Source organism: uncultured Psychromonas sp. (assembly GCF_947489755.1).
Classification (GTDB): domain Bacteria; phylum Pseudomonadota; class Gammaproteobacteria; order Enterobacterales; family Psychromonadaceae; genus Psychromonas.
The window spans coordinates 1-25,384 of record NZ_CANLFB010000034.1 but is presented as its reverse complement, the minus strand read 5'-3'; the positions used below and the strand labels follow the sequence as shown (position 1 = coordinate 25,384).

Here is a 25,384-nt window from a genome sequence, read left to right as displayed (position 1 = left end):
AGGATGCTTCGTCGTAATAAAATAAAAAGCATGGGATTTACGTTAATTGAATTGTTAATCACTATCGCGATTGTTGGTCTTTTAGCTTCTGTTGCTTATCCTAGTTATAAAGGGGTGTTAGAGAAGACAAGAAGACAAGAAGCAATCAGAACGTTATTAGAAGCATCACAATTAATGGAAAGTTATTACGCAATGAACTTAAATTATAGTGGTGCTATATCGGGTGGCGTTATTACCGTATTCACAACAAGTGACGATTTTAGCAAATTATATACGTTAACTGGAACGGCAGCGACAGGCTCATCATCTTTTACATTGTCAGCAACACCAATTACCACTGGTGCACAGAGCGATGATGAATGCGGTACATTAACAATTACACATACGGGTAGTACTGGTGCTGATGCATCTGATTGCTGGTAGTGAATAAGGATATTCTTGTGAAGAACATATTATTAAATGGTTTTATATTGTCATCAAGCTGTTTAGTTTCAGTTGCTTCTGTTTATGCAGGAAGCTTGGATTTAGCAACTAAACCACTTTATACCGGTACCACAGAAGCACCAATGATGATGCTGGTAATGGGGCGAGATCATACTCTTTTTTATGAAGCTTATAATGATGCATCAGATCTTGATGGTGATGGGGTTATCGATACTAAGTTTAAGCCTGATTATACTTATGAAGGTTATTTTGACTCATCACTTTGTTATGAACAAGAAAGTGATGTTTTTGTTCCCAAGCGTACGGCATCTACGTGTACAACGAGTAATGAGTGGAGTGGTAACTTTCTTAATTATCTCACCATGACGCGTATGGATGTTTTACGCAAAGTACTTTATGGCGGAACACGAAGTACTGACACTGAAGATACAACGATATTAGAACGAGTCTTTATTCCCCAAGATGCGCACAGTTGGGGTAAAGCCTATGAATCAGTAGCCATTGATGGATACGATATTGCTGATTATACGCCTTACTCTATACCTAATTCAGGCAAACAGCATTTTTTCGGTACGGTAACTTACACTGGGTTCGGTGAAGCTCCCATTTTAAGAGTTCGAAAAAACGCGAGTGGTGATATTTGGGACTGGGCTTCTACCGAAAAACCCGTTCTTGCTGCGACAGGAACGGATTATGTTGTAAGGGTTGAAGTTTGTGCTGATGGTTTTACCAATGCAGATAACTGTGATTTATACCCAAGTGGGCATTATAAACCAACAGGGTTATTGCATGATTACGGTAAAAATGACCAAATGCTATTTGGTTTATTAACTGGCAGTTACAATAAAAACTTGTCTGGTGGTGTATTAAGAAAAGCAATTGGGGCATTTTCTGAAGAGGTAAATGATGAAAAAGGAACGTTTACCTCTTCAGATGACGGCATTGTTTCAACTATTGATAAACTTCGTATACATGGTTTTAGATATCTCCAAGGAAGCACTAAAAAATATGATTATAACACTAATTGTGGCTGGGTGGTTGATGGTCCGATTTCCGATGGTGAGTGTGCTTCATGGGGGAAGCCTACGGGGGAAATGTTATATGAAACTATGCGTTATTTTTCAGGTGTTAGTTCACCAAGTGCTAGCTATGAAACATCTGGTGGCTATGATGATGAAATTGGTTTAACCGCACCTGATTGGGATGACCCATATGATGGTCGTGGAACATGTGCAAACCCTAACGTGTTGCTAATCAGTGATATAAACCCTTCTTATGATACGGATCAGTTACCTGGCGCTTATAGTGAATTTATCAGCAGTACCAATAATGATGAAAGTTATCAAGGTACAACTTTACCTAACTTTAGCGTTAGTACTTTACTTTCACTTATATCAACTGCAGAAGGTAAAACGTCAGGTGAATTCTTCATTGGACAATCGGGAACCGAAAGCGATGGTGCACCAACAGTAAAAAGTATTTCTGGGCTTGGTTATGTTCGAGGCCTAACTCCTGCAGAACCAACAAAAAAAGGTGGTTATAGTTCTGCTGCCGTTGCCTATTACGGTCATAACAATGATATACACTTGAGCAAAGATGAAGATCAAAATGTCACGACCATGGTGGTTGCCTTAGCTTCTACTTTACCGGAAATTGAAGTGACAGTGGGTGATGATATTATTAAAATTGTTCCATTTGCGAAATCAGTTGGATGGAATGGAAAAATAGATCCTAGTGAAGGGGAGTTCCAGCCTACCAATACAATCGTTGATTGGTATATTGAATCTATTACAGATACTAGCGGCGTTTTTCGTATTAACTATGAAGATGTTGAGCAAGGTGCCGATCATGATATGGATATGATCGTAAAATATAGCTATCAGGTTGTCGATAATTTATGTTCATCATACGATGAAAATCAGGATTGTAGCGAAGAAAAGCAAGGTTTAGAAGTAACCCTTGTTTCAAGTAATAACGGTGGTAGCTTGGATCAGCATGCGGGCTATATAATTTCAGGAACTACCAATGATGGTATGTATTTAGAAGTAAAAGATGAAAATGGTAAAGAGGTTGATTATTACTTAGATACGCCAGATAGTGATGATTATAGAAGTAGAAAAGAAATTGATAGTGAAATTGATAGTGATAGCGAAACAAAATATTTAACATTGACTGCTACGCGTAACTTCTTCCCAAGTGCTACTAAAGCAGCAGATTTTTTACCGTCACCACTTTGGTATGCCGCTAAGTGGGGCGGGTTTGTTGATTCAGATGACAGTGGAACTCCTAACTTAGAAAGTGAGTGGGATAGTAGTGGTGCCGATGATGGTGGAGCAGATGGTGATCCTGATAATTATTTCCCTGTAACCAATGCTGGCGAGCTAAAAGACCAAATTGCAGCTGCATTTGACTTAGCTTATGATGGTCTGTTGACCGGATCATCTCCTGTTTACTCTTCTAACTTATTAACGACCGGTACACTGGCTTATAAATCCTCATTTGAAGAGGAAACTTGGAATGGAGATATTACAGCTTATACGGTTAACTCTGATGGTGAGTATTCATCGACAGAGTCTTGGAGTGCAGCAACACAATTAAATGCAATGGATCCTGATGACCGTACTATTTTTACTCGCAATACTGACGGTAGTGTGTTTGAGTTTACTGAGCTAGGAAACAATAGTTCTTTAGTCGGGTTTGTATTATCTTCAGTGAATTCTTTATTAGATATATTATCGACTTCCTTGTCAGAGAGTCAGTTAACAGGTTTATTAGGAAGCACGAACGGCTCTTACACAGAAAAAGCAGCTTATATACAAAATGCAGTAAGTTATATTCGTGGTGAACGTGATAATGAATCTGCGACGGTTGGCAGTGGCTTCAGAGAGCGATCTAGTCTTTTAGGCGATATTATTAACTCAACTCCTTATTACGTTTCTATATCTAAAGGACATACGGTAGGAAGAGAGGTCGTTGCATTTGCTGCTAACGATGGCATGGTGCATATCGTTGATGCAGATGATGGTACAGAGATTCTCGCTTATATTCCTAGTGGTGTTTATAGTGCATTGGGTAAACTAGTTGATAGTGCTTATATCCATGAATATTCAGCTGATGGTGGTTTAGCCGCTTACTCTGACGAAAATGATCCCACTGATATTAACCTTGCTGGGACCTCTACTGAAGTAGCAAGAACAACATTAGTTGGGCGTTTAGGGTTAGGTGTTAAAGGGCTTTATGGTATCGATGTATCTGATTTAGCGACTCCAACAGCAGAAATGATGAGATGGGAAATTACGCCAGAGACAACCGGTTTCGAAGGTATTGGCTACAGTACTGTAGCCCCGACAATCGTCACATTAAAAAACGGTGAAGCAAGTGTGGTTTTTGCAAATGGTTATAACTCAACAGATAATGATGGTGCAATTTATATTGCAGACTTAACTGACGGTAGTTTAACCAAAAAATTAAGTGTTGGTACTCAAGTTGACCCGACTGGTTTAAATAGACCTAACGCGATGGCTCAACCCTTACTCGTTGATAATAACAGTGATGGTATTGCTGATTATATCTATGCTGGTGATCTTTTTGGTAATATGTGGGTATTTGATATTTCTAGTGATGATACTGATGACTGGGAAATTAAAAAAACCAATGGAGCCCCATTATTTACTGCTATCAGCCCAACGTCAGAGAACGGTGTTTACATGTCTCAACCGATTACAACAAGACCTTCTGTGGTGCGTCATCCCGATGGTGTTGGTGTATTAGTCGCATTTGGTACTGGTAAATATATAGAGTCAGATGATATCTCTACGACAGACCAGGCTACACAGAGTTTTTATGTGGTCGAAGACAATTTAGGTTCTTTAGTTGTTACTGCTGCACGTAGTTCATCTGGATTTAGTAACCTACAAAAACAATCGATTACCAAAGAAAGTAGCACCGGCCGTTTATTATCAAGTAATTCACTTGATTGGAATCAGATTAGCGGTTTCTATATTGATTTAATCAATACTGAAGACGGTAATACAGATAACTATGGGGAGAAACAAGTTGTAGGTAGTACTATTTTAGGGACTAAAGTTAGCTTTGTTACTTTAATACCTGGAACGGATCCTTGTGTTGCAGGTGGCACAGGTTGGTATATGGAGTTGAATTTATATACTGGGCAAACTTGGGATACTGGAACAGAAGTAGAGGATGACCCATCAACTACAGAGGATGAGTCTGAAGAGATACCTACCGATAGTTCTAATCAGTTTGTTGATGGGGTTGTAACAGGAATATCATCACTAGCTTCTGTAACGACAAGTACTGAAACAATTACTAATGCTGATGGTACAACAGAAGAGATTACTGTATTTGAGAGTGCCCTTGGTTTAACTTGTATTACGCTAAGTACTAATCAGCAGACCTGTTACGATGATGATCTTAATATAACGGGCCCACAAAGCTGGAGAAACTTATATTAATTAATATAAGTTTCTGAAAAGGCAGTATCGATTAATGTAATAAATTGATTGATACTGCTTTTTTGTTTATTGAGTGCTTATCTAAGTCATCGTATTAATCACAGTCTATAAGCGCTCTACTTGGTTATATATAGTAAAAAGACAGTAATTTAAGCCTCAAGTTGTCACCAACTTCATTATTCATTTCGTCATGAAAACAACAATATATTGTAAGTAATACCTTGTCATCAATAGCTTTTCTCTACATTTAAAATTGACTGAAAATGAACAGGCTTTGATGATGCGATCAGTAATATTACCTATTTTTATTAAAGCTCGTAATACAGCTGTCTATTATTTTACGTCTCTTTTTGTGCTAACCACATACAGTCCAATGATGACCAATACAAAAAACATCACATGTAACCAAAATTTCGCACCAAGCTCTGTATTAATTGACGCTAAAGAACTTATATCAGGGAATGTTTGTGTAGTGACTAATTTCACAACCCATTCGTTCGCTGGAGTCGCAATTAAAGTCGTTACCCAGCCCAGTACGAACACTTGTATTGTGCTAACGGCTATTGTTGAGTTAATGCTAAAAATAAACGCGGAGAGTATTGCGTAGGCTGTAGAAACGCTAACATGTACAAACCACGATAATATCAGCGCGACTGTTTCATTGTATCCACCCAAGTTTACATAAGCGGCTGCATGTCTTGAGGTTAATGTCGATAATCCAAAGAATGGTTGAATTAGGATAAATACGATACTTGCGACTATGCCAATAAATATTGCTTTGATAAAAATATTTTTGTTCATGTTTAAATCCAAATAATGTTAATGATGAGTTCGTATAAATGATGATTAATGTGTTTAAGTGTTTTTTATTGCTTATTGCTTATTGCTTATTGCTTTTAGTTATTTCATCGTTATATCAGCATACCGATAACAGGTCTTTATTTTAGATAAACTTTTGCATTAGAAGGCTTATCTACAATTATTTTACAGTACCCTCCAATCTATTGGCGTAATACAACCTTACTATCATTGTGTAATTGAGATCTCTCATTTATTTTTCATATCTGTATTCTTTAATGGTTTGTTGGCTGTTATGCACTTATTATCTGAATCCAAGTTAGATAAAAATGAATTATTCACCTTTCTTGATCAACATCGCTATCTGTCAGTGACATATACGACAAACTTTTAATTATAATGATTGATACAATGAAGTAGGTTAAATTCGGGATAAAAGTTTGTTTTTTATTGATTTACTAATAGTGTAATATTAGAAACCATATTCAGCCTGAAGGTAATGGCACAGAGTGATTTATTGAGATCTGTTCAGGATTTATATCATTTTACTTTGAAATCAACATTAAGAGTTTATTATGAAAAAAATAGAAGCAATCATTAAACCATTTAAAATGGACGATGTACGTGAAGCACTTGCAGATATTGATATCACAGGTATGACAGTATCAGAAGTAAAAGGCTTTGGTCGTCAAAAAGGACATACTGAGTTATACCGTGGTGCAGAGTACATGGTTGATTTCCTACCAAAGGTGAAAATTGAGTTAGTGGTAAAGAAAGAATATGTAGATCGTTGTATTGAAGCTATTATGAAAACAGCACAAACAGGTAAAATCGGCGATGGTAAAATCTTTGTTACGTCTGTTGAACGAGTTATTCGTATTCGTACAGGTGAGGAAGACGGCGAAGCTGTTTAATCTTTTATAGATTGGTTATTCTGTATAAATAAACAATAAAAAAGGAGAACTCAGTTCTCCTTTTTTATTGTTTAATGGTTATTGTTTTACCGTTAATTTACTATCGTAAAGTGATAATAACTATCAGAATAGTTTAATTACCAATTAAACAGACTAAACGATTCATTTCTTCTAACCACTCTGCTGTCAGGGTAATTTAATTTTAATACTGATAATGCATTTTTCTTGGGCTCTTCTAAACCGAGTTCATCGTAACCTTGAATCATTATTTCTAATGCATCTTTTACTGATCGAGTATCAGGATAGTTATTTAATATTATTTTACTGCGATTGATAGCTGCTATGTAAGCTTCTCGTTTAATATACCATTCTGCAACGGCTACTTCATAACGAGCAACGCGATCTTTAATGTAGACCATGCGTTGTTGTGCATCTTTAGCAAACTCACTTTTTGGGTAATATTTTAAAACGTGGTTGAAGTCTTGAAAGGCTCTTCGAGAATAACTTTGATCGCGATTGAATCGATCAACACCAAATAAGTTTTGGAAAAATTGATCATCAACGGTTAAGTTAGTTAAACCACGCATATAATAAACATAATCTAAGTCTTTATGTGTAGGGTTTAAACGAATAAACTTATCAATATTGGCTAACGCTAACGCCATTTCATTACGTTTATAGTAAGTATAAATTAAGTCTAATTGTACTTGATCTGAATGAGGTCCAAATGGGTAACGGCTATCTAATGCTTCAAGAATTTCTGAGGCTTTTTCAAAATTAGCGGACTCTAATGCTAATGATGCATCTTGATATAATCCAACGGGAGGCTTATCTGCCACCTTTGGTTTACTATTTTTTTTAGATGAACAGCCACTAATGACAATGGCGATGAAAAAACTGGTCGTTATTAGTCTAAGGATCTTATTCATAAGTGTTATAATGTCGGCCAATATTAAAAAGTACAGTATCGACTATCGTCGAAAGAAATAAAAGTAAAAAAAGATAAAATGTGACAAGATAATACTGTCAGACTAAATACTTTTTAGAAATCAATTACAATAGCACAAAATACAAAGAAGAGAGCACTATGAGCCAAGCAATAAACCTAACTGCAGAAGTTACAGATGAACAGTTAGGATTTCGATTAGACCAAGCGGTTGCCGCATTGTTCCCTGATTATTCTCGTTCACGTATAAAAGAATGGATTTTAGCGGGCCTGGTACAAATTGATGGCACAGTTTCTTTAACGCCGCGTGAAAAAGTATTTACTGGTCAAATGTTAGAAGTCAACGCGGTATTAAAAGATGAAGTAACTTTTGTTGCACAAAAAATTGAAATTAATATCGTTTATGAAGATGATGATATTTTAGTGATCAATAAGCCTGCTGGGTTAGTTGTTCACCCAGGAGCTGGTAACGCTAATGGCACATTATTAAATGCCTTGTTATACCATTATCCAAGTATTGCAGAAGTGCCGCGCGCAGGTATCGTACATCGATTAGATAAAGAAACATCTGGTTTAATGGTGGTTGCTAAAACAGTTCCTGCACAAACTCATTTAGTGACCAGCTTACAAGCTCGCCAAATGACACGAGAATACGATGCTATTGCGTCAGGTTGTTTTACTGCTGGTGGTAAAGTGGACGCGCCTATTGGTCGTGATAAAGTACATCGTACTAAAATGGCAGTGAACCCTACTTCAGGTAAAGATGCGATAACACATTATCGCATTGCTGAAAAATACCGAGCGCATACTCGTTTACGCTTACGTTTAGAAACGGGTCGTACTCACCAAATCCGCGTACACATGATGTCTATTGGACATGTATTAGCTGGTGACCCTGTATACGGTGGTCGTCCTCGTCCACCAAAAGGTGCTTCAGCTGAGTTAAGTGAAGTCTTACGTGGTTTTAGACGCCAAGCACTACATGCAACTATGTTACGTTTAGATCACCCAATCACAGGTGAAGAAATGGAATGGCATGCTGAACCACCAGAAGATTTTAAAATCTTAGCGGCAGCATTACGTGCTGATACTATTTCGCATGAAAATGAACTCGATTTATAGTCTGCTAATATGCAATTAATTAAACCTAATTGGGCAGCACCTGCCCATGTTCATGCTTATTCAACGACACGCTTAGGCGGTGTTAGTGAAGGTGAGTTTGAAGGGTTAAATTTAGGGACACATGTTAATGATAATCCTCAACATGTGTTTCAAAACCGCTTGTTATTATCCACTCAATTTAATGATGCGCCTGATTTTTGCTGGTTAACTCAGACTCATAGCCATGAGTTAATTAAGTTATCTGAATCTACTTCTCAAAATTTAGCTGCAGATGCGAGTTGGATTGATACAAACCAACGAACTTGTGTGGTGATGACAGCAGATTGTTTACCTGTATTAGTTACCGATAAACAAGGACGTTTTGTGGTTGCGATTCACGCTGGTTGGCGTGGTTTGTGTGACGGGATTATTGAAAAAAGTATTCACAAAATCTGCGATGAATTAACGATTAAAAGCGAACAATTATTAGTGTGGTTAGGCCCCTGTATTGGCCCTACTGCATTTGAAGTCGGTGACGAAGTGCGTGAAGAATTTATGGCTCATGATCTGAGAGCAAGTGATGCTTTTGTTGCTACTAATGGAAAGTGGTTAGCAAATTTACATTTATTAGCCAAACTAAGGTTAGCAGACTTTAAAGGGGTGACGATTACCGAAAATGAGTCATGTACTTTTAACGATCCCTCATTATTTTATTCTTACCGCAGAGATGGACAAACGGGACGTTTAGCCACTTTTATTTGGTTAGATTAACGTTTTATTGTTGTCAGCCCCCGTGTCAGTCTGTTGTGATTTGATGATGTTTTTGAGGTTATTAACTAAAAAAGTTAATAACCTTTGCTACAACGCTTTAAATTTTTTCTATTAAGCCTACTATTACCGACGATACTTTTACTGTCTTTTTATGATCTATTATTTTAAATGTTAATCGTCATTTTTGTTCGAAATTTATTCAATATATTCTACTAATGACCTTGATATCTATTCCTAAAACCCCATCTCTATTAGTGTAATCATTTCGGGAGAAATTCGTATGCGTTTAGATAAATTAACTAGTAAATTTCAATTAGCGTTGGCTGATGCACAATCTATTGCATTAGGTCGAGATCATCAATATATCGAAGCGACACATGTATTGCTGGCCATGCTTAATCAAGATGGTGGCGCGATGCGTGGCATCTTGTCTGATCTTGAAATTAATATAAATCTACTGCGTTCGCAGCTATCAACTATGTTAGATAGGCTGCCAAAAGTATCTGGTATCGGTGGTGAAATTCAAGTTTCTAGCCAGCTCGGTAATACTTTTAATCTTTGTGATAAATTCGCTCAAAAAGCCAAAGATAAATTCATTTCTTCAGAGATATTTTTAGTGGCGGTTTGTGAAGATAAAGGTGAATTAGGACAGGCTCTTAATAAGCTTGGATTAACTAAAGCTAAAGTGGAAAGCTCTCTTAAGAAAATTCGCCAAGGACAAACGGTTACCGATCCAAACGGCGATGGTCCTGAGCAAGCATTAGACAAATATACTATCGATCTTACTGAGCGTGCAGCAGCAGGTAAGCTTGATCCTGTTATTGGTCGAGATGACGAAGTGCGTCGTATTGTGCAAGTGTTACAACGTCGTACTAAAAACAACCCTGTCATTATTGGCGAGCCTGGTGTGGGTAAAACGGCAATTGTTGAGGGGTTAGCACAACGTATTATTAATGGTGAAGTACCAGAAGGCTTAAAAGGTAAACGTGTTTTATCTTTAGATATGGGGTCGTTAATTGCTGGTGCTAAATACAGAGGTGAATTCGAAGAGCGTTTGAAAGCTGTTTTGGCTGAACTTAATAAAGAAGAAGGGCAAGTCATACTGTTTATTGATGAGCTCCATACCATGGTTGGCGCTGGTAAAGGCGATGGCGCAATGGATGCGAGTAATATGCTCAAACCAGCTCTTGCGCGTGGTGAGTTGCATTGCGTTGGTGCTACTACCTTAGATGAATACCGCCAATATATTGAAAAAGATGCCGCATTAGAGCGTCGTTTTCAAAAAGTAATTGTAGATGAGCCGACAGTTGAAGACACTATTGCGATATTACGTGGTTTGAAAGAGCGTTATGAATTACATCATAAAGTGCAAATAACAGACCCTGCGATTGTTGCTGCGGCAACGTTATCACATCGTTATATTTCAGACCGTCAGTTACCTGATAAAGCCATTGACTTAATTGACGAGGCTGCATCAAGTATCCGTTTACAAATAGACTCTAAACCTGAAAGCCTAGATAAATTGGGTCGTAAAATCATTCAATTAACTGTAGAGCAAAAGTCGTTACAAAACTCTTCAGATGAAGCAAGTATCAAACGTTTAAGTGATTTAGAGCAAACATTAAAATCGAAAGGCACTGAATATAAAGAATTAGATGAAATTTGGAAAACTGAAAAAGCGGCGCTCACTGGCACACAAAATATTAAACAAGCGTTAGAACAGGCGCGTTTAGATCTAGAAGTGGCGAGTCGTGCATCTGATTTAACACGTATGTCAGAATTGCAATATGGCCGCATTCCAGATTTAGAAAAACAGTTAGATCTCGCTTCTCAAGCTGAAATGCAAGAGATGACATTGTTAAAACATTCAGTGACAGAAAATGAAATAGCCGACATTCTTGCTCATTGGACTGGTATTCCTGTGTCTAAAATGCTCGAAGGAGAGCGTGATAAGTTATTGAAAATGGAAAAATATTTACATTCTCAAGTGGTTGGACAAAATGAAGCGATTGAAGCGGTATCAAATGCTATCCGCCGTAGTCGAGCTGGCTTAAGCGACCCTGACCGTCCTATTGGTTCATTTCTATTTTTAGGTCCGACGGGGGTTGGTAAAACAGAGTCTTGTAAAGCACTGGCTAATTTCCTGTTTGATAGTGTCGATAATATGGTGCGTATCGATATGTCCGAATTTATGGAAAAACATGCGGTTTCTCGTTTAGTTGGCGCACCTCCTGGATATGTTGGTTATGAAGAAGGTGGCTATTTAACGGAAGCAGTTCGTCGTAAACCTTATTCTGTTATTTTGTTAGATGAAATAGAAAAAGCACATCCTGATGTCTTTAATATTTTATTACAGGTGTTAGATGATGGACGGTTAACAGATGGGAAAGGGCGCACGGTTGATTTTCGTAATACGGTGATTATTATGACCTCTAATATAGGTTCTGAAATCATCCAAGAGGCATTTCCTCACTCTTCTTATGATGAAGTGAAAAATACATTGTTAGGTATTTTAGCAAAACAATTTAAGCCTGAATTTTTGAATCGTATTGATGAAACAGTGGTTTTCCATCCTTTAAGTGAAAAACACATTAAATCAATTGCGACGATTCAACTTCACGCATTGCAAGCTCGTCTAAAAGAAAGAGGCTACTTACTTACTTTTAACGATGCTTCAATAGAATTATTAGTGGAAGCGGGTTATGACCCTTTATATGGCGCTCGCCCATTAAAAAGGGCAGTGCAACAATTATTAGAAAATGCATTAGCACAGAAAATATTATCTGGAGAGTTAAGTCTGGGTAGCAATATTTTAGTTGATGTAGAAGACGGAAAAATTGTCTTTGTTCAATAGTGACTGATCATTGTTAGTTAATTATCAATAACTGTTAGTTAATCATCAATCATAAGGCTGCTTCTGCAGCCTTTTTTATGCTTTATTACTTATACTTTATTACTTATATTTTATTTTGGTAAGCTTTCTTAGTTAACTTCGCTATAGATACCGTTAACCACTGTTGCTGTCACTTTAAAGTTTTCGTTAAAAATACATAAATCGGCGATTTTATTAGGAGTAATACTACCTAGTTTATGATCAACCGAGATTGCTTTGGCAGGGTAAAGTGTTGCCATTCTTATCGCTTCATTTAATGGTATTCCAACAAATTTTACACATTGCTCAATAGACTCGATCATGGTTACTGCTGAGCCACCTAATGTGCCATCTTCACCGACACATTTTCCATTTTTGTAATAAACAGTGGTGCCAACAAAATCGAATTGATTGTCAAATTGAGAGGCTTTAGCACCAGCGGGGGCCGTTGCATCCGTCACTAATATTAATTTATCACCCATGATTTTTTTAGACAGGCGTACATTGACATAATCGACATGAAAACCATCGACAATAATACCTGCGTATAGATTATTATCGTAAACTGCCCCGACAATACCAGGCTCTCTACCTGTGATTGAAGACATTGCATTAAATAAGTGAGTCGCTGATGAAACACCGTATCTAATGGCTGTTGTTGCTTGTTGATAAGTGCCGTTACTGTGTCCGATGGAAACCACGATGCCAGCAGCACTTAATTGTTGGATGACACTATTCGGTGTTTTTTCTGGCGCGATGGTAATCTGACAAACAATATCTGCATTAGCGCAGATCAAATCAATGACATCGTTATTTGGTTCCCGTATGAATTCTGCTCGATGAATGCCTTTTTTTTCTTTATTAATGAAAGGACCTTCAAGATGTAAGCCTAATACTTCATTTTTATGAGTGTCCATATAACCACGCACAACATTTAAGGCTAGCTTCATTCTTACATCGCTGTCAGTGATAAAGGTCGGTAAAAAGCTAGTGGTGCCTGAACGCAAATTAGCCGCTTGCATAATCGAGAGTGTTTGTTGTGTTTCTGAGCCGTTAAACATCACTCCGCCACACCCGTTAAGTTGTAAATCAATAAAGCCGGGTGATAAATTTTGACCTCGCAAGTCAATACAGGGAGTATCTGGATTTAATTCGGTAATGGGAATGATTGATTTGATTAATTCATTATCAATGATAACTGCATGCTCAACAAGAATCGTTTCTGTCGTGTAGATAATACAGTTGGTAAGTGCATACATTCTGGGTTATTCCTTTATATGGTGATATGAGGTTTAGCTGAAGACTCTGTGTTTTTTATAAAACGCTATTTATGTGAATTTATAAACCTTGAATATGTTCGCTTTCTAATTCTTGAAAATACTTAAGCGTTTTAACTTTAAGCTCCATAGTGGATTCAGCATCGCATACGATAATCGCCTTTTGGTGTAATTGTAATGCTGTTACCGTCCATAGATGGTTAATACATCCTTCAACTGCGGCTTGCAAGGCTAGTGCTTTATGGCGACCAGTGACAAGCGTCAATACTTCATCTGCATCTAACAGTGTTCCGACACCAATTGTTAAAGCGAGTTTGGGTACTTGGTTAACATCATTATCAAAAAAACGAGAGTTAGCCAGTCGAGTTTCATGCGTTAAGGTTTTTACACGTGTTCTAGAAGCTAGCGATGAACCTGGTTCATTAAAGGCTATATGTCCATCACTTCCTACACCGCCCATGAATAAATGAATATGTCCGTAGCTTTTTATCTTATTTTCATAACGTTCGCATTCGGCTGATAGATCGTCGGCTAATCCATTTAACAGATTAATATTGTTTGCTTGAATATCAATATGATTAAAGAAGTTATGATGCATAAAGCTGTGATAGCTTTCTGGATGTAAAGGGTCAATACCAACATATTCGTCCATATTAAAGGTAACAACATGCTTAAAACTTACTTTACCAGCTTGATAATGCTTAATTAATGCTTGATAAGTAGCTAATGGAGAGCTTCCTGTAGGCAACCCTAAAATAAAAGGATGAGCTTCTGTTGGAGAGAATTGATTAATGCTATCAATAATATATTGGGCAGCCCATCGACCAACATCAGATGCACATTTAAGTGGAATTAAACGCATTGTTCCTCCAAGTATTCATAATAAAACTTAATTAACATGGTAAGTTAAGTTGTTTGTTATTACTAGAAAGGGATATATTACTTGCTGATTTTAAAGTGATCTAAGTCACGCAATGTGTGGTTGAACTTTGCGCGTTTTCATAAACCATTTACAGTCAAAGTATAAGCCAATTATGAACATCGTCACTTTGACGTTTGTTTTTATTATAAAGGTTTAATGGAATATTTCGAATGCGAATTAAGAGTCGCATGTTAAAGGAGAGCTGGTATGAATATTTTAGGCTATATGCAGAAAGTGGGTAGAGCATTAATGGTGCCTGTCGCCGTTTTGCCTGCTGCTGCTATTTTAATGGGTATTGGTTACTGGATAGATCCTAATGGTTGGGGAGGTGACTCTCAACTCGCTGCTTTTTTAATTAAAGCGGGTGCGGCTGTCATTGACAACATGGCGCTGTTATTTGCAGTAGGTGTTGCTTACGGGATGTCTAAAGATAAAGACGGTGCGGCTGCACTATCTGGTTTAGTGGGGTGGTTAGTGGTGACTACTTTATTATCTCCTGGTGCTGTAGAGCAAATCACTGGTGTCGCAGCAGATGCATCTTTTGGTAAAATTGAAAATCAATTCGTTGGAATTATTGTCGGTATTATTTCTGCTGAATTATATAACAAATTCTCAGACGTTGAATTGCATAATACATTAGCGTTCTTTTCTGGCCGTCGTTTAGTGCCTATTGTGGTGTCTATTGTCATGATTGCGGTGTCATTTATTTTGATGGCAGTGTGGCCAATTATTTTCTCTGGTTTACAACACTTTGGTGAAACAATCGCAGGCTTAGGTGACATTGGTGCTGGGGTTTATGCGTTCTTTAATCGCTTGTTAATTCCAGTGGGCCTTCACCATGCATTAAATTCTGTTTTTTGGTTTGATGTAGCAGGTATTAATGATATCCCTAACTTTTTAGCGGGTCAGGATACGATTACTAAATTTGCCGCCGAAGGTAAAACGGCGATCGGCACTGTTGGTATGTATCAAGCTGGTTTCTTTCCGATCATGATGTTTGGTTTGCCTGGGGCTGCGTTAGCTATTTACACAACCGCAAAATCTGAGAATAAACAAAAAGTCGCTTCAATTATGCTAGCCGCTTCTTTAGCTTCGTTCTTTACGGGGGTGACAGAGCCTTTAGAATTCTCATTTATGTTTGTTGCGCCATTATTGTATGTTGTACATGCTATTTTGACCGGTGTTTCAGTGTTTATTGCCGCTAATATGGAATGGATTGCTGGCTTTGGGTTCTCTGCTGGTTTAGTTGACATGGTGCTTTCTTCGCAAAATCCATTAGCCAAACAATGGTATATGTTGCTAGCGCAAGGTGTTGCTTTCTTTGCAATCTATTACTTTGTTTTCTTAGCTTTAATTAAAGGCCTTAATCTTAAAACGCCTGGACGTGAAGATAGCGAAGATGATGCAATCAATGTTGTTACTGAGAGTAGTGACGATAGCGATAGTTTAGCCAATGCTTATGTTGTGGCATTAGGTGGCATACAAAATATTGAAGTCATTGATGCTTGTATTACTCGTTTACGTCTGACGCTAAAAGACCGCAGTATTATTAAAGAATCTGATCTTAAAGGCTTAGGGGCAATGGGGGTTGTTAAATTAGGGGAAAATAATCTTCAAGTTATCATTGGACCACAAGCTGAAAGTATTGCAAATAGAATGAAACTAGCTGAGTAATAGTTAATTTTTTTATTTTATAAGGCACTCATTGAGTGCCTTTTTTGTTTCTTGAATTCAATAAGCATTGCTAATCTCAATTTAATTCATTTTTTACCTTAAATTTCATCATTGGGTATGATTTTTAAGGTGTAATTTAAGACTAGCTACTGTTTATTTTACTGAGCTTATAACAAACGGGCGGTTATTTTTAATAGCAAAATAGGGTTGCTATTTAATCTAATTAATATAATTCGCATATATCCTTACTATACCTTGCATTTGCTATTATTTCACTTGAGCTTAGCGCTAGAATATACGATGATTGCCCCTTTATGAATCATGTATCTTAGAGGTTACAATGTCTGAACTGGAAACACGCCCAAGTAATTTTATTCGCACTATTATTGAAAACGATCTTGAGAGTGGAAAACACCAGACAATCCATACACGCTTTCCACCTGAGCCGAATGGTTATTTACATATTGGTCATGCTAAATCTATCTGCTTAAACTTTGGTTTAGCACGTGATTACCCAAATGCTGCCTGTAACCTACGTTTTGATGATACAAACCCGGTTAAAGAAGATGCTGACTATGTTGCTGCGATTGAAAAAGATGTAACGTGGTTAGGTTTTGAGTGGCAAGGTGATGTCCGTTATTCATCGAACTACTTTGAACAGCTTTTTGATTATGCTGTTGAGCTTATTGAGAATAATAAAGCGTATGTCTGTGAGTTAAATGCAGAACAAACTCGTGAATACCGTGGTACGTTAACGTCGGCAGGTAAAGACAGCCCATTCCGTGACCGTTCAATTGCAGAAAACTTAGATCTATTTAATCGTATGCGAGCAGGTGAGTTTGAAGAAGGTTCGATGATGCTACGTGCTAAAATCGACATGGCCTCGCCTAACATGAAAATGCGTGATCCGGTTCTTTACCGTATTCGCTTTGCACATCATCACCAAACGGGTGATAAATGGTGCATTTACCCAATGTACGATTTTACACACTGTATTTCGGATGCGATTGAAGGCATTACACACAGCCTATGTACATTAGAGTTTGAAGATCATCGTCCATTATATGATTGGGTTTTAGCGAATATCAGCATTGAGTGTAAACCACGTCAAATTGAGTTTTCTCGTTTAAATTTACAATACACATTAACGTCTAAGCGTAAGCTAAATGCATTAATTGAAGAAAATATTGTAACAGGTTGGAATGACCCTCGTATGCCGACTATTTCAGGTATGCGTCGTCGTGGTTATCCTGCTGCTTCACTACGTGAATTTTCAAAACGTATTGGTGTAACAAAACAAGAAAATACGGTTGAGTTTGCTTCATTAGAAGCTTGTGTTCGTGAAGACTTAGAAGCTAACGGCGCACGTGCGATGGCAGTACTTGATCCAATCAAAGTAACTATTACAAACTATGAAGAAGGCAAGTTAGAGCAATTAAATGCACCTGCTCATCCTAAAGATGAAAGCATGGGCACACGAATTGTTCCGTTTTCTCGTGAGTTATATATTGATGCTGCTGATTTCCGTGAAGAAGCAAATAAAAAGTATAAGCGTTTAGTACTTGGTAAAGAAGTACGTTTACGTAATGCTTACATGATCAAAGCGGAAGAGGTGATTAAGGATGATGCAGGGAACATTACTGAAATCCTTTGTTCATATGATCCGACAACATTGGGTAAAAATCCTGAAGATGGTCGTAAGCCAAAAGGGGTTATTCATTGGGTAAGTGCGGCATCAAACCATCCTGCAGAATTCCGTATTTATGATCGTTTATTTACGGTAGAGAACCCTGCTGCAGTTGAAGATATTCATACTGTTATTTACCCTGATTCATTAGTGATTAAACAAGGTTTTGTAGAAAATAGTTTAATCGATGCTAAAGCTGAAGTGGCGTATCAATTTGAGCGAGAAGGTTACTTCTGTGCAGATAGTAAAGATTCAAGCACATCTAAGTTAGTCTTTAATCGTACTGTTGCATTACGTGACTCTTGGGCTGGTTAATTTAAACTAATCTTAATTCTGAAAAAGGTTTACTGAAAAGTAAGCCTTTTTTTATGCCTCTCAATTAATAGGCTTATCAATTAATTTTTTGCTGGTGGCTAAGTTCATGCGGCTGGTGGTTAGGGTTATACAAATAAGCAGTTACTGGTATCTTTTTTATTCTCTCTTGATGCGCTGCTGTATCAAATGGACTTTTTAAAAGCCAAACTATCAGTGACTTTCAAGTAATTGAGCTAATGTTATAGTCTCTAACCCTCCCATTTTATTTAATTGAGCCAACAGTAATTCCGCACAAGCTAATGCATCTGTTAATGCGTTATGTGCATTATAAATAGGTAAGTTATAGCGTTCTCGACAGGCGTTCAAGCGTAAGCTACCTGTATTTAAAACCTGATGTTTACGAAATTGTCTTTTTTTATCGATAAGTAATGTATCGATGGCGAATAAAGGAAATGATTTATTACCTGTCTTGCGTAATGATTGCTGTAAAAATTGTAAATCTAACTGCGCATGATGTGCAACTAATACTTTGTGTTGGCATTGTGCAAAGAGCCAGTCTAATGCCTCTTGTTGTGTTAAAGCATTGTTTAAGTCTTTATCTAATACGCCATGAATAACAGCGCTTTGACCAACACTGCCTTGAATTTTTATAAACTTATGTTGTGCAAATTTAGGTTGTATTTGACCATTGATGATAGGAATAATACCTATGCTGACCATTTGATCTTTTTTAGGATTTAATCCTGTCATTTCAATATCTAATGCGAGTAAATCAGTTTTTGAAATAGGTTGATTAAAGTTCGTTAACAGGTATTGATAATGGGTTTGTAAGTGTTCAGGCCTCCCTAACTTATTATTGTTAATAAGTCGTTTTAATTTGTTATGTAACCACCATTGTTGCAACATTAAAATTGTCTTAAAAATTTGTGTTTAACGGTACCTTGCGCTTCATGAATGACTTTAAAGGCATCTTTTAATTGGTGTCTGACTAATGATGAAAGGCTATCAGGCAAAATATAATTAGAGACGGGTTGCGTGTTATTAAATTGCTGTCCTTGATTCGTAAGACGTTTATGAGCAATAAACTCCCAAGCGTCCAGTAAGTTCATGGCAATATCCTTATCAATGGCTGACAACGCAATTAATGCTTCAATACGCTTGATTGTATTCACTTCTTCTATTCCTACAGATAAAGCATAGATCCTGACAATATCATTAATGAGTGCATTACCTTTATGTTTTAAATCGATTCCTTTTACTTCACTACCATCTCGTTCCAGTACAAAACTACGGAAGAAACCAAGTGGAGGGGTTGATTGCAATGCATTTTGGCTAAGCGCAGCAATGAATATATCGTTGTTTTTTGTATTCTTTAATACAGTGGTTTGTAATTGCTTAAATAAACTGAGATCCCCAAATACAGGTCTCATATCAAAAAAGATCGTCGCATTTAATAAAGCACTGGGATCGGGTGTTTTAATCCATTTAGAAAATGCTTGTAACCATTGTTGCAATGTTAATTGCCACTTTGGGTTTTGTGCCATGATATTACCAGGGCAAAATGGGAAGCCACATTCATTCAGGGCACTACAAACATATTCTGATAATTGTTTGAAATAGTCTTTTTCTATTTTAGTCGCTTCTCTTTCTAGTATTAGTGCATTGTCTTGATCGGATCCTGCCATTTGATCTTGGCGACCTTGAGAACCAAAAGCGAGCCAACAGAATGTCATTGGTGCTGGTCCTAACTGTTCTTGCCTTAATGCGATTAAACGACGTGTTAATGAATCTGTTACAGAGGTGAGTACTCGACCTATCTCCATTGCTTTAGCATCACTGCTAATCAGGTTAAATAATAGGTCGGGTATTTTTTGGCTGACTTGAATCAATGACTCTAAATTATTTTGACGATCTATTTGGCCAATTAACAATAAAGGTTGAGAGCTTTGACTGCGGATTAAGTCAGTACTGGTAATGATGGCAATGGGTTTATTATCTTTTACGACCGGTAAATGATGAATATTATTTTCACTCATTGTTAACATGGCTTCAAAAATCAACGCTTCAGGCTTAATTGTTGTAGGGTGTTCAGTCATTGCTTGCTCGACTAATAAGGTACCTGTTAAACCTTTTGCCAATACACGGTTACGTAAGTCTCGGTCGGTTAAAATACCGCATAGTTCTCCATCATTCACGACAATCAATGATGAAAGGCGCTTCTCTGACATTAATAATGCAGCTTGATGGATAGTTGCATCACGTGTGATAGTGGTGAGCTCTCGTGACATGATATTAGTGATACGTGCAGTACTAATATGATTATGTTTAAGTGAGCTTTGATTACGTAGGCGTTTAGCAAAAGCTTGATTAAAGAAACGATCAAAAGAATGACAATTGGCTCGTAGTTGGTCGAACATCACTGCAGGTAAATGATAAACCAAGCCATCTTCTAAAATATGGACTTGATTAACGACTTTCTCACCTGAAAGCATACCGCTAAACCCAAAGTATTGACCTTCACCAATACGGTCAATCAACTTACCTTCTTGCGTACTCACTTCAAAAGCACCACTACGGACTATATAAAGTTGTGGTTCATTATTATCTACATGTACTAACTTCTGTTCTTGACTGTAATAGGCAATGGTTAATACCTTGCAGCATTGTTTAAGTGTTTGTTCTTGCAATGAATCGAAAGGTGCTAACTTGCGCATGAAATCAAAGATTGGCTGTAATTCACTATTATCCATATTTACCTAATTATCTAATGTTGTGGTAGATAGTTAACTTATAAAAGGACTTAATAAAAAAGTATTTTATGAAACTGTACCTTTTAAAAAAGGGCATGATAAAAGTCATGTTATAGATGTTTGACTGACGAATAATGGCACCATGTATAGTGTTTTGAAGGGCACTTATAAATCGCTATCTATATAAGAAAAAATAAAACAGATGAAAAAAAAGCGCCGAAGCGCTTTTAAATTTCAATTGATGTTAATGATCTTGTGCTTCACCTGCTCCTTTAGGGAAACGAATTGATTCGACCATATCAACCACGACTTGCGGTGTTGGTGCTGTCATTCTGCAGACTAGAATCGCGACTACAAAGTTAATCACCATACCTAACATACCTATGCCTTCTGGCGATACGCCAAATAACCAGTTCTCAGATACATTTGCAGCAGGATTTACAAATTTAAAGTAAACAATGTAAATAGTTGTAAATGATAAACCTGCTAGCATGCCTGCGATAGCGCCTTCTTTATTCATTTTCGTTGAGAAGATACCCATCGTAATAGCTGGGAATAAAGAGGAGGCGGCAAGGCCAAAGGCGATGGCCACGACGGCGGCTACAAAACCTGGTGGATTAATACCAAAGTAACCTGCCATGATGATACCGGCACCTGATGCCATACGTGCATACATTAACTCCTTATTATCAGAGATATTGGGCATTAAGTTCTTTTTCAATAAATCATGAGAAACAGAAGTTGAAATAACTAATAGTAGACCTGCCGATGTTGATAACGCCGCTGCCAGACCACCTGCAGCCATTAACGCAATCACCCATGCTGGTAAATTTGCCATCTCTGGTGTTGCCAATACGATAATATCACGGTCAACATTCATCTCATTTCTTTCATCATTTGAGTAGAACATTTTACCGTCGCTATTCTTATCGTCCCATTTGATTAAGCCTGTTTTTTCCCAGTTTTCAATCCATAGTGGCGCTTCGACATGTGGTACACCTTGGCTTTCTGGACCGTTGATTGACTGAATCATGTTTACACGTGAAAAAGAAGCAAGTGCAGGAATAGTGGTGTACATAATGGCTATAAACAATAGTGTCCAACCAGCAGAACTACGTGCATCTCTTACTCTTGGTACGGTAAAGAAACGAACGATTACATGTGGTAAACCGGCCGTACCAAACATTAATGCGCCTGTAATAAACAGTACATCAATCATGTCTTTAGAGCCTTCAGTATACTGAGCAAACCCTAATTCTGTAGAAAGACCATCCAATTTATCCAGTAAATAAATACTTGAACTATTGCCCGTTGCATCCAATAATTCTGCACCGAACCCTAATTGAGGGAATATATGGCCTGTCATCATGATTGAAAGAAAAACAGCAGGTACCATGAAAGCAAAAATCATCACACAGTATTGCGCTACTTGAGTATAAGTAATCCCTTTCATGCCACCTAAAACAGCATAGAAAAATACGACACACATACCAATATAAACGCCGGTATCAACTTCTACTTCAAGGAAGCGAGAGAATACAACACCTACTCCACGCATTTGACCTGCGATATAGGTAAAGCTGATGAAGATTGCACAGATAACTGCAACAGTACGTGCTGATTGAGAATAGTAACGATCACCAATAAAATCTGGCACGGTAAATTTACCAAATTTACGAAGATAAGGAACCATTAAGAGTGCAAGCAGTACATAGCCGCCGGTCCATCCCATAATGTATACGCTACCATCATAACCAACGAAAGAAACAATCCCCGCAAGTGATATAAATGAAGCCGCTGACATCCAGTCCGCTGCAGTTGCCATACCATTTAAAATGGGTGGGACACCACCGCCTGCTACATAAAACTCTTTTGTTGAACCTGCTCGTGTTTTAATTGCAATGCCGATATAAACAGCAAATGTAACCCCAACTACCAAATAGGTTAATGTTTGAACATCCATTTTTTTACTCCTTATTATTCGTCAACACCATATTTTTTGTCGAGGGTATTTGATTTTTTTACATAGACAAAAATCAATATTAAAAAGACGTAAATGGAACCTTGTTGAGCGAACCAAAATCCTAATTTAAATCCCATAAAACTGAATTCATTTAATATATCAACGAGTAATATGCCGCACCCAAATGAAACAAAAGCCCAAATAACCAATAATTTGATTACCAGTTTGAGGTTTTCGTTCCAATATCCCTTTGCTTTATCTGAATCTTCAAAGCTCACTGCCACTCTCCTTAATTTTACTAATGAGAAAGAAACTAAAGTTAATTGCGCTATTTTGTATTTTAATTGACCATCAATTAAACAAAAAATAAGCATTCACTTTTAATCACTTATTAGTTTTACTGAGAAAGTTATTTATCTTCTAAGTAAATGTGTTGTTAATACTATGTTAATTTATTTACTTTGCTACGGAGAGACAAAGAGCTAGATCATGTTTTACTGAATAAAAAGTGAGCATCTCATCACATTAGTTATCTGTAATATTATTTTTGTGAACAAAGATTGTTTTATGGATAATTTTTTATTAAGGCGATCAACACGTAATTAGCAGTTTCTATCAAATCATTTAAAGTTAACTCAAGTGACTTTTTATGCATTATTTATGACTTGAAATTCATAACTATACAATTAGTAATAGAACAATTAGGCTCTTATTAATAATAAATATAAAATAAGTTTACGTGCTAGGATTTAAGTCATAGCAATTAGTGATTAATAAAATAAAAAATCATATAACAATACTGCCAATATAGATTTTAGATGGATAAATAAGATATGGAATTTGAAACAATGTTAAATGAGTTAGCGACTAAAGATGGTTCAGATCTTTATCTTGCGACTGGCGCTCCACCTTCTGCTAAATTCCAAGGCTCACTTATGCCCTTAAGTGATGTGTGTTTTAAGCCGGGTGAAGTTGGCGAAATTGCTAATACAATAATGGATGACGAACAAAAAGAGGAATTCGCGCATACATTAGAGATGAATTTAGCTATTTCATTAGCAGGAGTCGGTCGTTTTCGTGTCAATATATTCAAACAACGAAATGATATATCGATCGTTGCACGTAACATAAAAATTGAAATTCCGAAGTTTGAAGATTTGAGACTGCCTGAAATCTTAAAAGAAGTGATCATGTCTAAAAATGGGTTAGTTTTGTTTGTTGGTGCGACAGGCTCTGGTAAATCAACATCATTGGCTGCATTAATAGATTATCGTAATACTAATTCTTCAGGCCATATTATTACTATTGAAGATCCCGTCGAGTTTGTACATCGACATAAAAAAAGTATTATTAACCAAAGAGAAGTAGGGGTTGATACGCGTAGCTTCCATGCCGCATTAAAAAATACGTTACGCCAGGCTCCTGATGTTATTTTAATTGGTGAAATACGTGATAAAGAAACAATGGAACATGCTTTAGCTTTCTCTGAAACAGGCCATTTAGTACTTTCTACGTTACATGCTAATAACGCGAATCAAGCAATAGATCGTATTATTAACTTTTTCCCTGAAGAGCGACGTTTACAATTATTAATTGATTTAGGCAATAATCTTAGATCTTTTGTCTCACAACGTTTGGTGCGAACCATTGATGGCAAAAGATGTGCTGCTATTGAAGTGATGATGGGCACATTAACTATCCGAGATATGATCAAACGGGGTCAATTTGAGAAATTAAAAGAAATAATGGAAAAGTCTAAAGAATTAGGGATGCAGACTTTTGATGGCGCATTATTTGAATTAGTGAATGAAGGTTTAGTTACTAAAGAAGAGGCGATTAAAAACTCTGACTCGCCAACTAACTTAGCACTTAAATTTAAGTTAGATAAAGGCAATGGTAGAGAGGCGGAAGAGGATAATACAAAAGCAGTGAGTAACTTAAGCCTTGAAGAGGAACGCCCAAGTATGCCTGATATAAACGACCTCACTTTTTCATAATCTATCATTATTTATCTATCTAAAAATAAGCGCTTCGGCGCTTTTTTATTATAAAAAATTTAATAAAAAACCGATGAAATACTTACTAGCAATTTATAATCGATTTTAGACTTATTCAATTAAGTAAATAAGTGCTGATCGTTATTTTAAAATATAGAGAATATAGAGAATATAGAAATGTAATAGTTAGATGATAATTTTAAGAGCAATTTATTAGGAGATTAAAAAATTTAGATAGGATGAAAATAACTTTATACACTGTTGGCGGAGTGGACGGGACTCGAACCCGCGACCCCCGGCGTGACAGGCCGGTATTCTAACCAACTGAACTACCACTCCTCCGAGTGTATAACAGTTTTAACACTTTATTTTATATCGTAGTGATAACGATTTAACACACTGTTGGCGGAGTGGACGGGACTCGAACCCGCGACCCCCGGCGTGACAGGCCGGTATTCTAACCAACTGAACTACCACT

General features: G+C 37.1%; 17 protein-coding genes and 1 tRNA gene. 9 read left to right on the top strand and 9 right to left on the bottom strand.

The window, feature by feature from the left end; genetic code table 11:
- The first annotated feature begins 3 nt into the window (after positions 1–3).
- Together Q0794_RS15490 and Q0794_RS15485 are read left to right on the top strand one after the other, a co-directional pair.
- Positions 4–423: a type IV pilin protein gene (locus tag Q0794_RS15490; protein WP_298943405.1), complete on the top strand. Its 420-nt coding sequence runs from the start codon at positions 4–6 to the stop codon at positions 421–423.
- Positions 424–440: 17 nt separating this feature from the next.
- Positions 441–4,919 (top strand): PilC/PilY family type IV pilus protein, encoded by a 4,479-nt coding sequence (locus tag Q0794_RS15485; RefSeq protein WP_298943403.1) that lies wholly within the window; start codon positions 441–443, stop codon positions 4,917–4,919.
- A 333-nt stretch (positions 4,920–5,252) separates the two neighbouring features.
- Here the strand turns inward: Q0794_RS15485 and Q0794_RS15480 are convergent, their stop codons facing one another.
- On the bottom strand, positions 5,253–5,720 hold the full coding sequence (locus Q0794_RS15480; protein WP_298943401.1) for a hypothetical protein: 468 nt from the start codon (positions 5,718–5,720) through the stop codon (positions 5,253–5,255).
- 572 nt (positions 5,721–6,292) lie between these two features.
- Here Q0794_RS15480 and glnB point away from each other — a divergent pair.
- The gene (gene glnB / locus Q0794_RS15475; protein WP_025564863.1) at positions 6,293–6,631 is read left to right on the top strand and encodes a nitrogen regulatory protein P-II; all 339 of its coding nucleotides are present in this window, start codon (positions 6,293–6,295) and stop codon (positions 6,629–6,631) included.
- A 137-nt stretch (positions 6,632–6,768) separates the two neighbouring features.
- Here glnB and Q0794_RS15470 read toward each other — a convergent pair whose 3' ends face one another.
- Positions 6,769–7,560 carry an outer membrane protein assembly factor BamD gene (locus Q0794_RS15470; RefSeq protein WP_298943400.1) on the bottom strand — a complete coding sequence of 264 codons (792 nt, stop codon included), beginning with the start codon at positions 7,558–7,560 and terminating at the stop codon, positions 6,769–6,771.
- Positions 7,561–7,718: 158 nt separating this feature from the next.
- Here Q0794_RS15470 and rluD point away from each other — a divergent pair, with 158 nt between their 5' ends.
- From rluD to clpB, 3 genes are all read left to right on the top strand, one after another.
- On the top strand, positions 7,719–8,699 hold the full coding sequence (gene rluD / locus Q0794_RS15465) for a 23S rRNA pseudouridine(1911/1915/1917) synthase RluD (protein ID WP_298943398.1): 981 nt from the start codon (positions 7,719–7,721) through the stop codon (positions 8,697–8,699).
- Between the two features lie 9 nt (positions 8,700–8,708).
- Positions 8,709–9,449, top strand: a complete 741-nt coding sequence (gene pgeF / locus Q0794_RS15460; protein ID WP_298943397.1) for a peptidoglycan editing factor PgeF — start codon at positions 8,709–8,711, stop codon at positions 9,447–9,449.
- A 280-nt stretch (positions 9,450–9,729) separates the two neighbouring features.
- On the top strand, positions 9,730–12,303 hold the full coding sequence (gene clpB, locus Q0794_RS15455; RefSeq protein ID WP_298943395.1) for an ATP-dependent chaperone ClpB: 2,574 nt from the start codon (positions 9,730–9,732) through the stop codon (positions 12,301–12,303).
- 128 nt (positions 12,304–12,431) lie between these two features.
- Here clpB and nagA read toward each other — a convergent pair whose 3' ends face one another.
- Both nagA and nagB read right to left on the bottom strand, forming a co-directional pair.
- Positions 12,432–13,580: an N-acetylglucosamine-6-phosphate deacetylase gene (gene nagA, locus Q0794_RS15450; RefSeq protein WP_298943393.1), complete on the bottom strand. Its 1,149-nt coding sequence runs from the start codon at positions 13,578–13,580 to the stop codon at positions 12,432–12,434.
- A gap of 79 nt (positions 13,581–13,659) precedes the next feature.
- Positions 13,660–14,460, bottom strand: a complete 801-nt coding sequence (gene nagB / locus Q0794_RS15445) for a glucosamine-6-phosphate deaminase (RefSeq protein ID WP_298943391.1) — start codon at positions 14,458–14,460, stop codon at positions 13,660–13,662.
- Positions 14,461–14,727: 267 nt separating this feature from the next.
- Between nagB and nagE the strand changes: the two genes are divergently transcribed.
- Together nagE and glnS are read left to right on the top strand one after the other, a co-directional pair.
- On the top strand, positions 14,728–16,194 hold the full coding sequence (gene nagE / locus Q0794_RS15440; RefSeq protein WP_298943389.1) for an N-acetylglucosamine-specific PTS transporter subunit IIBC: 1,467 nt from the start codon (positions 14,728–14,730) through the stop codon (positions 16,192–16,194).
- Positions 16,195–16,534: 340 nt separating this feature from the next.
- Positions 16,535–18,196 (top strand): glutamine--tRNA ligase, encoded by a 1,662-nt coding sequence (gene glnS, locus Q0794_RS15435; RefSeq protein WP_298943387.1) that lies wholly within the window; start codon positions 16,535–16,537, stop codon positions 18,194–18,196.
- 210 nt (positions 18,197–18,406) lie between these two features.
- Here the strand turns inward: glnS and Q0794_RS15430 are convergent, their stop codons facing one another.
- The 4 genes from Q0794_RS15430 to Q0794_RS15415 form a co-directional block, all read right to left on the bottom strand.
- Positions 18,407–19,102: an exonuclease domain-containing protein gene (locus tag Q0794_RS15430; protein ID WP_298943385.1), complete on the bottom strand. Its 696-nt coding sequence runs from the start codon at positions 19,100–19,102 to the stop codon at positions 18,407–18,409.
- Positions 19,102–20,946: a DUF294 nucleotidyltransferase-like domain-containing protein gene (locus tag Q0794_RS15425; protein ID WP_298943384.1), complete on the bottom strand. Its 1,845-nt coding sequence runs from the start codon at positions 20,944–20,946 to the stop codon at positions 19,102–19,104. Before Q0794_RS15425 ends, Q0794_RS15430 begins: the two co-directional genes overlap by 1 nt.
- 244 nt (positions 20,947–21,190) lie before the next feature.
- A complete protein-coding gene (locus Q0794_RS15420) occupies positions 21,191–22,909 on the bottom strand; it encodes a sodium:solute symporter family protein (protein WP_298943382.1) in 1,719 nt (572 codons plus the stop codon).
- Between the two features lie 14 nt (positions 22,910–22,923).
- Positions 22,924–23,187: a DUF4212 domain-containing protein gene (locus Q0794_RS15415; protein WP_025564851.1), complete on the bottom strand. Its 264-nt coding sequence runs from the start codon at positions 23,185–23,187 to the stop codon at positions 22,924–22,926.
- A gap of 555 nt (positions 23,188–23,742) precedes the next feature.
- On the opposite strand from Q0794_RS15415, the gene Q0794_RS15410 reads away from it, so the two are divergent.
- Positions 23,743–24,906, top strand: a complete 1,164-nt coding sequence (locus Q0794_RS15410) for a PilT/PilU family type 4a pilus ATPase (protein WP_298943378.1) — start codon at positions 23,743–23,745, stop codon at positions 24,904–24,906.
- A gap of 262 nt (positions 24,907–25,168) precedes the next feature.
- On the opposite strand, the gene Q0794_RS15405 is transcribed toward Q0794_RS15410, so the two are convergent.
- Positions 25,169–25,245: transfer RNA gene (locus Q0794_RS15405), tRNA-Asp, on the bottom strand.
- Positions 25,246–25,384: the final 139 nt, after the last annotated feature.

What these genes read in the sequence shown, in the direction of transcription:
- nagE (WP_298943389.1), top strand. Translation starts at nt 14,728, where the DNA reads ATGAATATTTTAGGCTATATGCAGAAAGTGGGTAGAGCATTAATGGTG.
- Q0794_RS15480 (WP_298943401.1), bottom strand. Translation starts at nt 5,720, where the DNA reads ATGAACAAAAATATTTTTATCAAAGCAATATTTATTGGCATAGTCGCA.
- glnB (WP_025564863.1), top strand. Translation starts at nt 6,293, where the DNA reads ATGAAAAAAATAGAAGCAATCATTAAACCATTTAAAATGGACGATGTA.
- pgeF (WP_298943397.1), top strand. Translation starts at nt 8,709, where the DNA reads ATGCAATTAATTAAACCTAATTGGGCAGCACCTGCCCATGTTCATGCT.
- rluD (WP_298943398.1), top strand. Translation starts at nt 7,719, where the DNA reads ATGAGCCAAGCAATAAACCTAACTGCAGAAGTTACAGATGAACAGTTA.
- nagA (WP_298943393.1), bottom strand. Translation starts at nt 13,580, where the DNA reads ATGTATGCACTTACCAACTGTATTATCTACACGACAGAAACGATTCTT.
- nagB (WP_298943391.1), bottom strand. Translation starts at nt 14,460, where the DNA reads ATGCGTTTAATTCCACTTAAATGTGCATCTGATGTTGGTCGATGGGCT.
- Q0794_RS15425 (WP_298943384.1), bottom strand. Translation starts at nt 20,946, where the DNA reads ATGGATAATAGTGAATTACAGCCAATCTTTGATTTCATGCGCAAGTTA.
- clpB (WP_298943395.1), top strand. Translation starts at nt 9,730, where the DNA reads ATGCGTTTAGATAAATTAACTAGTAAATTTCAATTAGCGTTGGCTGAT.
- Q0794_RS15490 (WP_298943405.1), top strand. Translation starts at nt 4, where the DNA reads ATGCTTCGTCGTAATAAAATAAAAAGCATGGGATTTACGTTAATTGAA.
- Q0794_RS15410 (WP_298943378.1), top strand. Translation starts at nt 23,743, where the DNA reads ATGGAATTTGAAACAATGTTAAATGAGTTAGCGACTAAAGATGGTTCA.
- Q0794_RS15420 (WP_298943382.1), bottom strand. Translation starts at nt 22,909, where the DNA reads ATGGATGTTCAAACATTAACCTATTTGGTAGTTGGGGTTACATTTGCT.
- Q0794_RS15430 (WP_298943385.1), bottom strand. Translation starts at nt 19,102, where the DNA reads ATGTTGCAACAATGGTGGTTACATAACAAATTAAAACGACTTATTAAC.
- glnS (WP_298943387.1), top strand. Translation starts at nt 16,535, where the DNA reads ATGTCTGAACTGGAAACACGCCCAAGTAATTTTATTCGCACTATTATT.
- Q0794_RS15470 (WP_298943400.1), bottom strand. Translation starts at nt 7,560, where the DNA reads ATGAATAAGATCCTTAGACTAATAACGACCAGTTTTTTCATCGCCATT.